This is a genomic window from Streptomyces sp. NPDC057002 (assembly GCF_042673825.1).
In the GTDB taxonomy this organism is placed as follows: Bacteria; Actinomycetota; Actinomycetes; order Streptomycetales; family Streptomycetaceae; genus Streptomyces.
In genome coordinates this window covers 261,845-274,836 of the sequence record NZ_JBHURZ010000010.1, presented here as the reverse complement: position 1 = coordinate 274,836, position 12,992 = coordinate 261,845, and the positions used below count along the sequence as shown (strand labels likewise).

Annotated in this window: 8 protein-coding genes; 7 read left to right on the top strand and 1 reads right to left on the bottom strand. The window is 70.7% G+C overall.

Annotated elements, in window-relative coordinates; genetic code table 11:
• The first annotated feature begins 475 nt into the window (after positions 1–475).
• From ACFT32_RS38815 to ACFT32_RS38790, 6 genes are all read left to right on the top strand, one after another.
• Positions 476–2,395, top strand: coding sequence for a glycogen debranching N-terminal domain-containing protein (locus ACFT32_RS38815; protein ID WP_382498573.1), 1,920 nt, complete (start codon positions 476–478; stop codon positions 2,393–2,395).
• A 153-nt stretch (positions 2,396–2,548) separates the two neighbouring features.
• Entirely contained in the window at positions 2,549–3,307 is a 759-nt protein-coding gene (locus ACFT32_RS38810) for an NUDIX domain-containing protein (RefSeq protein ID WP_184589838.1), read from the top strand.
• Between the two features lie 110 nt (positions 3,308–3,417).
• Positions 3,418–5,889: an ATP-binding cassette domain-containing protein gene (locus ACFT32_RS38805; protein WP_382498571.1), complete on the top strand. Its 2,472-nt coding sequence runs from the start codon at positions 3,418–3,420 to the stop codon at positions 5,887–5,889.
• 161 nt (positions 5,890–6,050) lie between these two features.
• Positions 6,051–6,938: a FadR/GntR family transcriptional regulator gene (locus ACFT32_RS38800; protein WP_382498569.1), complete on the top strand. Its 888-nt coding sequence runs from the start codon at positions 6,051–6,053 to the stop codon at positions 6,936–6,938.
• A gap of 429 nt (positions 6,939–7,367) precedes the next feature.
• Complete coding sequence (locus tag ACFT32_RS38795) at positions 7,368–8,909, top strand: RNA polymerase sigma factor (protein ID WP_382498567.1); 1,542 nt, start codon at positions 7,368–7,370, stop codon at positions 8,907–8,909.
• A gap of 139 nt (positions 8,910–9,048) precedes the next feature.
• Positions 9,049–9,885: a S1 family serine peptidase gene (locus ACFT32_RS38790; protein ID WP_382498564.1), complete on the top strand. Its 837-nt coding sequence runs from the start codon at positions 9,049–9,051 to the stop codon at positions 9,883–9,885.
• Positions 9,886–10,017: 132 nt separating this feature from the next.
• Here the strand turns inward: ACFT32_RS38790 and ACFT32_RS38785 are convergent, their stop codons facing one another.
• Positions 10,018–10,248 (bottom strand): hypothetical protein, encoded by a 231-nt coding sequence (locus ACFT32_RS38785; protein WP_215118116.1) that lies wholly within the window; start codon positions 10,246–10,248, stop codon positions 10,018–10,020.
• Positions 10,249–10,689: 441 nt separating this feature from the next.
• Between ACFT32_RS38785 and ACFT32_RS38780 the strand changes: the two genes are divergently transcribed.
• Positions 10,690–12,813 (top strand): type IIA DNA topoisomerase subunit B, encoded by a 2,124-nt coding sequence (locus ACFT32_RS38780; RefSeq protein WP_382498562.1) that lies wholly within the window; start codon positions 10,690–10,692, stop codon positions 12,811–12,813.
• Positions 12,814–12,992 lie beyond the last annotated feature (179 nt).

Genomic DNA, 12,992 nt, shown 5'->3' with positions numbered 1-12,992 from the left:
GCGCCGAACCCCATCGAGGCGCACAGAGTTCAGAGGAAGCCTTCCCATGCATCAGCCGACTCCGCCCTCCTCCGCTGCCGGCGACCGCCGCTCCACAGAGGGGCTTCCACCGTCCTTCGTGTCTGGCCTCGGCCTTTCCGAGGGCGGCGTTCCGCGGCCGGGGGACCAGGATGCCCCTCCGCGACCAGTAGCCCGTGTCGACGGCTACGGGCCCACGTTCCCTGGAAGTGCCTCACACATCGCGCCGCCCACCGGCCCGGATTCTCGCTCCCCCTCGCCGCCGGGCCCGGGCCGTTCGTCGCCCCGATGGGCGGGCCAGAGCCGTCGCCCCGGATCCGCGTCGGGGTACGGCTCACCCGCACCACCCTCGGCTCAGGGCAGGGCACCGGCGACCCCGGGGCACGCGCCCCCGCCCCGGGGTGCCACGATCCCCGGCCTGCGCTGGTCCGCTGATCTACCGCCCGCCCACACCGCGATGATCTGTGTCGCCCTTCCCGGCCTGGCCATCTCTACGGAGGAAGGGCAGATGACCGGCCGGGGGCTGGAAGGGTTCTATCGCGGCGGCCGGCGCGTGCTCTCCCGGTGCGAGATCCGCGTGGGCGGACGGGCACCCCTCGCGGTGCAGGCCCGCATGGCCTCGGCCGACCGCGCCAGGTTCGTGGGCACGCTCCGCATGTCCCCGCAGGCCGGTCCGGACCCGGACGTCGTCGTGGAACGCAACCGCTTCGCGGACGGCACGGAGCGGATCACCCTGCACAGCGCGGCTCCCCGCCCGATGCGCCTGCCGGTCGAGGTGGTCCTGGGCACGGACCTGGCCGACCTCGGTTCGATCGCCTCCGGCACCGCGGGACCCGAACTCCCCGCCAGCGTGCACGGCTCCGGCCTGCGCTGGTCCTGCCCCACCGGCACCGCGTCCGTGACGGCCGAGCCGCCTCCCTCGGACGCTCTGGCCTCGGCCGGGTTGCTGCGCTGGGAGCTCGACCTGCCGCCGGGCGGGAGCAGAAGTGTGGAACTGCGGGTGCGGCCGGACGGTGCGGGGCCTCTCCGGGCCGTGGGCCGCGCCGCGACCAGCCCCCTGGCCGCGGCGTGCGCTGAAGGCGACGACCCCAGAGTCTCCGCCCTCCTGCGGACGAGCATCGAGGACCTCCAGGCCCTCTTGCTGCGTGACTCCGCGAACCCCGCCGACACCCATCTCGCGGCCGGGGCACCTTGGCGCTGCGGTCTGGCGCCCGCCGATGCGCTCGTCGCTGCCCGGATGGCCCTGCCGCTCGGTACCGGGCTGGCAGCGGGGACGCTGCGGATCCTCGCCCGGACCCAACTCACCGGCCCGGGAGCGCAGTCCGGGATGATCCCCGGCCCGAGACGGGACGCCGGGCCGTACCTTCCGCCGCAGTGCACCGGTACGGAGGCAACGCTGCTCTTCCCCGCACTGCTCGCCGAGGCCCGACGGTGGGGTCTCGGCGAGCAGGAGACGGAGGAACTGCTGCCCGCCGCCGAGCGCTGCCTGACCTGGCTGCGGACCACCGTGGGCGACGACGCGTACCTGCGCGACCCACACCCTGGCGGACCCATCCGCTGCGAGACACAGGCCCACGCCCACCGTGCCGCACTGCTCGGTGCCGATCTGCTCGACGCCTGCGGCCGGTCCGGCGGAGCGGCACTCCGGGAGTGGGCGCAGGCTTTACGGCCCGCGTTCCGGGAGGACTTCTGGCTCGACGACCGCGGGGGCGGCCGGCCCGCGGCAGCCCGTACCCCGGATGGCAGACCCGTACCTCACCTGGGCGCGGCCGCAGTCCATCTCCTCGACACCGGCCTGCTGGGCGGGGGCGTGATGGCACCCGGTCTGCTCGACAAGGTCCAGACGGAGAAGCTTGCCCGGCTGCTCGGCAGCCCCGTCATGGACTCGGGCTGGGGCCTGCGTGGACTGGGCGCGAAGGAACCGGGATTCAATCCGTTCGGCCACCGCGCCGGGGCCGTACGCATCCAGGAGACCGCAGTCGCCGTCGCAGGTCTGGCCGCCGCAGGCTACGAGAAGGAGGCGAGCTCGCTGCTGCGCGGCGTACTCGAGGCCGCCGAGACCTTCACCCATCGCCTGCCCGAGATGTATGCGGGGGAGCAGCGTACGGAGGGAAGCGCTCCGCTCCCGCACCCGGCGGCCTGCCGCCCCGCGGCCACCCCGGCGGCGGCCGGAGTCCTCCTCCTCACCACGCTCGCCGGCATCCGCCCCGACGCCCCGGCCGGGACTGTCACCCTGCGCCCCGTGCGCAGCGCACCCCTGGGCGAGGTCGGCTTCACGGGCCTGCGCGTGGTGGGCGCCCCGTTCTCCGTACGGGTCAGCCGGCTCGGCCTCGCCATGGTCGAGGAGGCGGCCGACGGACTGCAGCTGGGGGCTTGACCTGGCACGAGAGATCACCGCCGGATCAACGGGAATCGACAGTGAAGCTCATAACCGACCGAAGTGGATCAGTAGTGGATGAGGAGTGGATCAGTAAGCGAAGCGAGCCGCGAAGGGAGTGTTTATCGTCAGGCAGACGACTATGATCGCCGCATGCCCTACGACCCGTCAGCGTTTCCGCCCTTCGCCGTCACCGTGGACCTGGTCGTACTGACCGTGCGTCGCCATGCCCTGTGCGCGCTGGCGGTACGGAGGGGCGAACCACCCTTCCAGGGGCGTTGGGCGCTCCCCGGCGGTTTTGTGCGGGCGGACGAGGATCTGGCACAGGCCGCGGCGCGCGAGCTGGCCGAGGAGACGGGGTTGCGCGTCCACGACCCGGCCGTCCCCGCACAGGACAACGGCGCACATCTGGAGCAGCTCGCCACCTACGGCGACCCCAAGCGGGACCCCAGGATGCGGGTCGTCAGTGTCGCCCACCTCGCCCTCGCTCCCGACCTGCCCGCGCCCAGGGCGGGCGGCGATGCCAGCAACGCGCGCTGGGCTCCGGTCGAGGAGTTGCTGCAGCAGGGCGGTTACGGGCGTGACGCCGAGCCGGTCGCCCCGCTCGCCTTCGACCACGCGCAGATTCTGGCGGACGGAGTGGAGCGGGCCCGCTCCAAGATCGAGTACTCGTCGCTGGCCACAGCCTTCTGCCCGCCCGAGTTCACGGTCGGAGAGCTGCGTCGTGTCTACGAGGCGGTGTGGGGAGTGGCGCTCGACCCGCGCAACTTCCACCGCAAGGTCACGGGCACCCCGGGCTTCCTGGTCCCCACCGGCGGGACGACCACCCGCCAGGGAGGCCGCCCGGCACAGCTCTTCCGGGCAGGTGGTGCGACGCTGCTCAACCCTCCGATGCTGCGCCCCGAGGTGTGACGCCGGGCCTGGAACGCGACCTGTCCGCAGCCCGGACAAGGGTGATTGCCCTACCCGAGACGGCCTTGCGCTGCCCGAAAAAACGGACATAACGCGCTATCTTGCTGTGAGTGATCCAGGCCTTCGGACTGACCAGCAACCCTCGCAAAGAGCTTCCGCCCGCGGCCGACGATGTCTCCTTCGAGGCGCGAGCGGGCCGCGTCACCGCGCTGCTCGGAGCACCGGGCGCCGGAAAGACGACAGTCCTCAGGCTCATGCTCGAGCTCCAACAGGGTCGTGGCATCACCTACTTCCGGGGCCGCCCCCTGCACCGCATCGCCCATCCCTCACGCGAGGTCGGCGTGCTCCTGGGCGACGTGCCGGGGCACCCGGCCCGCACGGTCCGTGGCCATCTCCGCATGCTGTGTGCCGCCGCGGGGGTTCCGGTCCGGCGTGCGGACGAAGTCCTTGAGGCGGTCGGGCTTGTGAGCCTGCGCGACGAACGCCTCGGCGCCCTCTCGCGCGGCATGGACCGCCGCCTCGGCCTGGCCTGCGTCCTGCTGGCCGACCCGCACACCCTCGTCCTCGACGACCCGGCCGACGGGCTCTCGGTCCGCGAGGGCAACTGGCTGCACGGCATGCTTCGGGCGCACGCCGGCCACGGCGGCACGGTCCTGTTCACCACGGCCGACCCCAAGGAGGCCGCGCGCACCGCCGACCGCGTCGTCACGCTGGAGCAGGGCAGGCTCGTGGCCGACCAGGAGGCCACGGAGTTCTCGCGCACCCGCCTGCGTCCCCGAGTAGCCGTACGCAGCCCGCACGCGGCCCGTCTGGCCGCTCTCCTGGCCAAGCAGGCCCGCACCACGCAGCGCTCCGTCGAAGTCGTACGAGAGGGCAACAACCGCCTCTCCGTGTACGGCAGTACCTGCGCGGACGTCGGGGAGACCGCGTTCCACCACGGCATCGTCGTCCACCAACTCGCCGACGAGATCGGAGATATGGGCCCTGGTGCGGGAGTTGCGCAGCCGGAGCCGCACAGCGAGCGTGGTGGGGCCCGGCCCGAATCGGAGCAACCGGCGGAGGAGCGGCAGCGGGCCGACACGGCGGGCACCACCGCCGTCGGGCCGGATCACGACAGCGCCGGGCCGGATCACGACAGCGCCGGGCCGGATAACGGCAGCGCCGAGCAAGACCACGACAGTGTCGAGCCGGAGGGAGCCAGCTCCGAGTCGGAGCAAGTCCCTGCCCGGCCGAGGCACGTCGCCAACGCCCTCTGGACAACCGCCGAGCCCCGGGCCGTTGAGCCGGAGCCCTCCCTCGACGCGTCGACGGGGACCACACCAAGCCCAGTGGCCACCGCCCCTGAGCCGCGCCCCACCATCGAGCTGAAGCCTGCTGCCGGCCCACCGGGACCAGCCACCGACAAGCTGCTGCCCGCCGCCGATCACGCGCGGCCCGCCGTCGCCCCTCACGAGCGTCTGGACGCGCCCCCGGTCGGCCGCTCGGGCAATGCCGTCATCCCCCCTCAGGAGGAGACGACGACACCATCCCGTGAGCTGCGCCCTACCCTCGAACCGCGGCCGACCGCTGACCCACCGGAACCAGCTGCCGACGAGCCGCTGCCCGCCTCCGACCAAGCGCAGCCCGTCGCCGAGCCTCGTGAGCGTCCGGACGCGCCCGCGGTCGGCCACCCGGGCAATGCCATCGTCCCTGCTCAGGAGGAGACGACCACACTCTCCCCCCGCCCTGCGCCGCACGCCGTCAAAGCCCGTGGCATGGCTCGCGGCATCGACACACTGCCCCCTCTGCCGCCTCCCATCTCCGTCCGTCCCGCCCCCAGTCCGCTCCGCCCCCTCCGCTACGAGATCCGCCGTGCCGCCGGGATCGGCACCGGCTTTCTCACCGGGGCCGTTGTGCTCGCCGTGTCCGCTGTGACCGCCGTCGTACTCGCCCGCATCGGGCACACCCCGCAGCCGCGCCTGCTGGCCGCCTGGCCACGGGAGCTGCCCCTGCCGCCGGCGGCGCTCGGCGCGGGACTGCTCGGCGCGCTGGCCTTCGGCGACGAGTTCCGTCACCCTGCCCTGGCCGCGGACCGCGGCACCGTGCCCCGCCGGCTGGGGCTGCTGGCCGCCAAACTGCTCGTCGCCTCGGCCACCGCGCTGGCGCTGGCCGTCCTCACCGTCGGCTGCGACGCCGAGGTGCTCTATCTCGTCTACGGACGGGAGCTCGCGCAGGTTCCATCCGACTGGCTGCCGCTGAGTGCGAGTTGGATCGGCCTCGTCATCGGCTGTGCCTGGGCCGGCGTACTGGCCGCAGGGGTCTTCCGGTCCACCACGGCCGGCCTCGCCGCGGTGGCCGCCGTGCCCCTACTCGTCGTACCTGTCGTGCACAAGGTCCTCGACGGACCGTCCGTTCGAACCGCGGCCGGGCTGCCCATGCGGCTCCGAGAGGTCCTCGTACCGCGGTGGCCCTTCGGGGGAGAGCGCTACCTGGAGGCCGCGCTCGGAGTGCTGTCCCAACCTGTCGGCGGCGCAATGACGTTGTCGCTGGCCGCGCTGCTCTGCGCGTACCTGCTCACCACACTGCGGAGCAGATTCCGGTGACGACTGTCCGTAACCCCCCGTCCAGCCATGCGCACAACTCCCCGCAGAACGCCCATTTCTTTCCGATAAGGCGTCAATTGCGACGGGGTGAGCGATCACCCTTTCGTGTGCTTTTCACCAAAGACCTCAAGGGAGTTGGAGACGGCGCCGACAAAGGATGCGTGAGTACCCTTGCGCACACCATGATGACCGCCGCCCGCTCCACTGACTCCGGCCTCGCGAGCCCGGGCGAACTCGACCGCTACCCGTACGCCGAGGCGCCCGCCGTCGACCGCGTCGGGGTCTCTGCCTGGGACGGCGCGGACCCCGAGCTGGGCCGTGTGGGCCGACGCGCCGCGGGCAGCCGCGGGCGCGGGCTGCACGGCCAACTCGTACAGCAGCTGGGTCAGATGATCGTCTCCGGCGACCTGGGCGCCGACCGCCCGCTGGTGCCCGAGGAGATCGGCCAGCGCTTCGAGGTCTCCCGCACCGTCGTCCGCGAGTCGCTCCGCGTCCTGGAGGCCAAGGGCCTGGTGAGCGCCCGCCCGAACGTCGGCACGCGCGTGCGCCCGGTCAGTGACTGGAACCTCCTCGACCCGGACATCATCGAGTGGCGGGCCTTCGGGCCGCAGCGCGACGACCAGCGCCGCGAGCTGAGCGAGCTGCGCTGGACGATCGAGCCGCTCGCCGCCCGCCTCGCCGCCGGCCATGGGCGCGAGGACGTCCAGCAGCGGCTGGTCGACATGGTCGAGATCATGGGGCACGCGATGGCGCAGGGCGATGCGCTCACGTTCTCCCGCGCCGACTCCGAGTTCCACTCGCTGCTCATCCAGGTCGCGGGCAACCGCATGCTGGAGCACCTCTCGGGGATCGTGTCCGCGGCCCTCCAGGTCTCTGGCGGTCCGGTCACGGGCTGTGACCGGCCGAACGAGGCGTCGCTGGCGCACCACGGCCGCATCTGTGAGGCCCTCGCCGCCGGTGACGGAGTCGCGGCCGAGACGGCGATGCGCCAACTCCTCATGGTCCACCCCGAGGTGGAACGGGTAGTGCCTGCCCCTCGCGAGCACTGACCGCGTTCCGCGGGCGGTGCGGCCGGGTGTGCCACCCCCCTCCTGTGGCAGCGCCCGATCGATGAACCGCCTCCCGTCGGACCCCGCGGGATCCTTCGGGATCCCGCGGGGTCCGACGGCGCGAAGGGGGCCGCCCATCCGTCGCAGCGGTAAAGTCACGTCCAGGAGTGACAGCCTCTATCCGTATCTGACCGTTTTTATTCGCTTACGGGGTGTGACTCGGGCCACGCGGATTGGGCGTAACGCTCGCGGGAAGAACGCGATGACCTAAGAGGTGACAGCCGCGGAGGGAATACGGACGCCGTTCACGGCGCTGTGCATCTTCCCGGCCCCCGCCCGCGCCGTCGGCCCATCCCCAAGCCGGTGGTCGGCTCCTGTCCACTGTGGACGGGGCCGGAAGCCGTTTTCCAACGTTCCGAGAGGTTGTTCGTGTCGGCCAGCACATCCCGTACGCTCCCGCCGGAGATCGCCGATTCCGTCTCTGTCATGGCGCTCATCGAGCGGGGAAAGGCTGAGGGGCAGATCGCCGGCGATGACGTGCGTCGGGCCTTCGAAGCTGACCAGATTCCGGCCACTCAGTGGAAGAACGTACTGCGCAGCCTCAACCAGATCCTCGAGGAAGAGGGTGTGACGCTGATGGTCAGTGCCGCAGAGCCCAAGCGCACCCGAAAGAGCGTCGCAGCGAAGAGTCCCGCCAAGCGCACCGCCACCAAGACGGTCGCGGCCAAGGCGGTGACCACCAGGAAGGCCACCGCCACCGCCACGCCGGCGGCGCCCGCCGCCGAGCCCGCCGTCGAGGAAGAGGCGCCCGCCAAGAAGGCAGCCGCCAAGAAGACGACCGCCAAGAAGGCGGCCGCGAAGAAGACCGTCGCCAAGAAGACGGCGGCCAAGAAGACCAGCGCCAAGAAGGACGACGCCGAACTCCTCGAAGAGGAGGTGCTCGAGGAAGCAGCCCCCGGCAAGCCCGGCGAGGAGCCCGAGGGCACGCCGGAGAACGCGGGCTTCGTGCTGTCCGACGAGGACGAGGACGACGCGCCCGCCCAGCAGGTCGCCGCCGCCGGCGCCACCGCCGACCCGGTCAAGGACTACCTCAAGCAGATCGGCAAGGTCCCGCTGCTCAACGCCGAGCAGGAGGTCGAGCTCGCCAAGCGCATCGAGGCCGGTCTGTTCGCCGAGGACAAGCTGGCCAACGCCGACAAGCTCGCCCCGAAGCTCAAGCGCGAGCTGGAGATCATCGCCGAGGACGGCCGCCGCGCCAAGAACCACCTCCTGGAGGCCAACCTCCGTCTGGTGGTCTCCCTGGCCAAGCGCTACACCGGCCGCGGCATGCTCTTCCTGGACCTCATCCAGGAGGGCAACCTCGGTCTCATCCGCGCGGTCGAGAAGTTCGACTACACCAAGGGCTACAAGTTCTCCACGTACGCCACCTGGTGGATCCGTCAGGCGATCACCCGCGCCATGGCCGACCAGGCCCGCACCATCCGTATCCCGGTGCACATGGTCGAGGTCATCAACAAGCTCGCGCGCGTCCAGCGCCAGATGCTCCAGGACCTGGGCCGCGAGCCCACCCCGGAGGAGCTGGCCAAGGAACTCGACATGACCCCGGAGAAGGTCATCGAGGTCCAGAAGTACGGTCGCGAGCCCATCTCGCTGCACACCCCGCTGGGCGAGGACGGCGACAGCGAGTTCGGTGACCTCATCGAGGACTCCGAGGCGGTCGTCCCGGCCGACGCGGTCAGCTTCACCCTTCTCCAGGAGCAGCTGCACTCCGTCCTGGACACCCTGTCCGAGCGCGAGGCGGGCGTCGTCTCCATGCGCTTCGGTCTCACCGACGGTCAGCCGAAGACCCTCGACGAGATCGGCAAGGTCTACGGCGTCACGCGCGAGCGGATCCGTCAGATCGAGTCCAAGACCATGTCGAAGCTGCGCCACCCGTCCCGTTCGCAGGTGCTGCGCGACTACCTCGACTAGTCGCCGGTCGTACGACGCGGAAGGCCCGGTTCCCTGAGGGGACCGGGCCTTCGCTGTGCCGTGTCTCTCCGCGGGTGCGGCGCGGCGCCGGGTGAATCACTCTTGGTGTTCAGCGAACACCATGGAGTGAGGAGTGCGTATGCGTCGTCGCCTTGCCCGGGCCCTGGCCCGACCGCTGCTCCTGGCGGCCACGGCATCCGCCATATCAGTGGCCTCCAGCGCCCCTGTGGCCGCCGACAGCGTGGTCATAGGTGGTTACCCAGTCGATGTGTCCGAGAGTCCGTGGACGGTCGCCCTGTCCAGCCGTGACCGGTTCGGGGGTACGCGTGCGGGGCAGTTCTGTGGCGGCGTGGCGGTCGGTCGCAGCACGGTGCTCACGGCGGCCCACTGCCTGGACAAGGAGGTCCTGGGTGTAGCGCCCGAGCGGGTGCGGGACCTCAAGGTCATAGCGGGACGCACAGACCTGCTCTCGGACCGCAGCGGCCGGGAGGTCACCGTGCGGCGTTCCTGGGTGAACCCGGCGTACGACGGTGTCAGCAACTTCGGGGACTACGCCGTACTCACCCTGGCCGAACCTCTGCCCGCCGGCGCGGTCATCGGCATGGCGGCCGACGGTGATCCCGCGTACGCAGTGGGCGGGGTTGCGACGGTGTACGGGTGGGGCGACATCTCCGGCGCCGGCGAGTACCCGAACAGTCTGCGCGCCGCGCGGGTGCGTGTGCTCTCCGATGAGCGCTGCGAGGACGCCTATCCGGGCGGATCCGACGGCACGTACGAAGCGGAGAGCATGCTGTGCGCGGGGGAGCGGGAGGGAGGCCGGGACGCCTGCCAGGGCGACAGCGGGGGGCCGCTGGTGGCCAAGGGGCGGTTGATCGGGCTCGTGTCCTGGGGGATCGGCTGCGGGCGGGCCGGCAGCCCCGGGGTGTACATGCGTGTGTCCGAGGTCATGCGGACGCTCGGCTGGACACGGGCGTGAGAGGACTCGAAGGGCGTCCGGCGGAGCCTGGGCGGGCTTGTGGGGACGAGGACGGGCGGCTGCCTCTGCTCTCAGAGGCAGCCGCCCGTTCACCGGCCTGTGCCGGGCTGGCTCGTCGTCGGACGCGAGGTCTCAGCGCTCTTCTTCGGAGGCGGTCGCGGGAACGGTCGTGAGCCGCTCCGTCTCGTCCTGTATCTCAGCGGCGATCTTCTTGAGTTCCGGCTCGAACTTGCGGCCGTGGTGGGCGCAGAAGAGCAGTTCTCCGCCGCTGAGCAGCACGACGCGCAGGTACGCCTGGGCGCCGCAACGGTCGCAGCGATCAGCGGCCGTCAGGTGGCTCGCGGGGGTCAGAACAGTAGTCACGTCGCCTCTTCTCTAGCTCGACGAGCTGTCGTACCTGGGTCAACATCCAACCAGCCATAAAACGTTCCCGCTCGTGGCTTTTCCTCGAAAAAATCTTGCGAGGCGGCTGTCTGCTGCCGGTTGGCGGCGAATGTGCCGTATTGCGTGTCTATGTGTCTTACGGAGCTTCGCGTTGTATCGGTGGTCGGTCCTCCCGGCTGGGTTGCCGGTTGTTCATGAGGACGTGCCCGGAGCCTAAATGGTTCATGCCTGGAAGGGAACGTGATGTGTACTTCACTCCATCGAGGGATCGAACACGCATGCGAGCCTGGACTAGTCTGAGTCTCTGACGAGGGTGGCGTTACAACGGCTCTACCAGGCCTCGGTACCCTCTCACCGGTGACTGAAGCCGCGCCCTTACCCATGAGGGCCCCATCTGAAATTCAGCGAGGAGCGAACCGCGTGACCGCCGAAACGTCCGTGCCGTCCACAGCTCTGCTGGCAGGAGCAGACCGGGACGGTTCCAACTACACCGCGCGGCACCTGCTCGTCCTTGAGGGGCTCGAGGCCGTGCGCAAGCGCCCGGGCATGTATATCGGGTCGACCGACAGCCGCGGTCTCATGCACTGCCTCTGGGAGATCATCGACAACTCCGTCGACGAAGCCCTGGGCGGATACTGCGACCACATCGAGGTCATCCTCCAGGACGACGGGTCCGTCGACGTCCGGGACAACGGCCGGGGTATCCCGGTCGACGTCGAGCCCAAGACCGGCCTCTCCGGTGTCGAGGTCGTCATGACCAAGCTGCACGCCGGCGGCAAGTTCGGCGGCGGCTCGTACGCCGCCTCCGGCGGCCTGCACGGCGTCGGCGCCTCTGTGGTGAACGCCCTCTCGGCCCGCCTGGACATCGAGGTGGACCGCGGCGGGCACACCCACGCCATCAGCTTCCGGCGCGGCGTCCCGGGCGCTTTCGCCGGGAACGGCCCGGACGCCAAGTTCGAGGCCAAGGGCGGGCTGCGCAAGGCCAAGAAGATCCCGAAGAGCCGCACCGGCACGCGTGTGCGGTACTGGGCCGACCGCCAGATCTTCCTCAAGGACGCCAAGCTCGCCCTGGAGACGCTGCACCAGCGCGCCCGCCAGACCGCGTTCCTGGTGCCCGGCCTGACCATCGTCGTGCGCGACGAGCTCGGGCTCGGCGAGGGCGGCAGCAAGGGCGAGGAGTCCTTCCGCTTCGACGGCGGAATCAGCGAGTTCTGCGAGTACCTGGCGAACGACAAGCCGGTATGCGACGTCCTCCGCTTCTCCGGACAGGGCACCTTCAAGGAGACGGTCCCCGTCCTGGACGACCACGGCCAGATGACGCCCACCGAGGTCACCCGCGAACTCGGCGTCGACGTCGCGATGCGCTGGGGCACGGGCTACGACACGACACTCAAGTCGTTCGTGAACATCATCGCCACCCCCAAGGGCGGTACACACGTCGCCGGTTTCGAGCAGGCCGTCGCCAAGACGATGAACGAGGTGCTGCGCACCAAGAAGCTCCTGCGCGTCGCCGAGGACGACATCGTCAAGGACGACGCTCTGGAAGGCCTCACCGCGGTCGTCACCGTGCGCCTCGCCGAGCCCCAGTTCGAGGGCCAGACCAAGGAGGTGCTCGGCACCTCGGCGGCCCGCCGGATCGTGAACAACGTGGTCACCAAGGAACTCAAGGCGTTCCTGACCTCCACGAAGCGTGACGCTGCACAGCAGGCTCGTGTCGTGCTGGAGAAGGCCGTCGCCGCGGCCCGTACGCGCATCGCCGCCCGGCAGCACAAGGACGCGCAGCGCCGCAAGACGGCCCTAGAGTCCTCCTCGCTGCCGGCCAAGCTCGCCGACTGCCGCAGCGACGACGTCGACCGCAGCGAACTGTTCATCGTCGAGGGCGACTCCGCGCTCGGTACGGCGAAGCTGGCCCGGAACTCCGAGTTCCAGGCGCTGCTGCCGATCCGGGGCAAGATCCTCAACGTCCAGAAGTCATCCGTGACGGACATGCTGAAGAACGCCGAATGCGGCGCGATCATCCAGGTCATAGGAGCCGGATCGGGCCGGACCTTCGACATCGACACGGCTCGCTACGGCAAGATCATCATGATGACCGACGCCGACGTCGACGGCTCGCACATCCGCACCCTGCTTCTGACCCTGTTCCACCGCTACATGCGGCCCATGGTCGAGGCCGGCCGGGTCTTCGCGGCGGTTCCGCCGCTGCACCGCATCGAGATCGTCCAGCCGAAGAAGGGCCAGGACAAGTACGTCTACACGTACTCGGACCGGGAACTGCGCGACAAGCTCATGGAGTTCCAGAGCAAGGGCATCCGCTACAAGGACTCGATCCAGCGCTACAAGGGTCTCGGCGAGATGGACGCCGACCAGCTGGCCGAGACGACCATGGACCCGCGACACCGCACTCTGCGCCGGATCAACCTCTCCGACCTGGAGGCGGCCGAGCAGGTCTTCGACCTGCTGATGGGCAACGACGTCGCGCCGCGCAAGGAGTTCATCTCCAACTCGGCGGCGACGCTGGACCGGTCGCGGATCGACGCGTAGCCGCCGCGCCGGGCTGTAGCCACCGCGCCGGGCTGTAGCCGCCGCCCGGGCCGTAGCTGCCGCCCCGGGCCGTAGCTGCCGTGGGCGGCGGGATGCCGGGCCCGGCCGGGGGGCGGGGTCCGGCGGGGACCCCCCGGCCACAGCGCCTGGGCGCCCCCCGGGGGGGGGGGCGTACGCGG

Excerpts from the sequence above, each read along its gene's own strand:
- ACFT32_RS38790 (WP_382498564.1), top strand. The coding sequence starts at position 9,049 with ATGCGTCGTCGCCTTGCCCGGGCCCTGGCCCGACCGCTGCTCCTGGCG.
- ACFT32_RS38815 (WP_382498573.1), top strand. The coding sequence starts at position 476 with ATGATCTGTGTCGCCCTTCCCGGCCTGGCCATCTCTACGGAGGAAGGG.
- ACFT32_RS38810 (WP_184589838.1), top strand. The coding sequence starts at position 2,549 with ATGCCCTACGACCCGTCAGCGTTTCCGCCCTTCGCCGTCACCGTGGAC.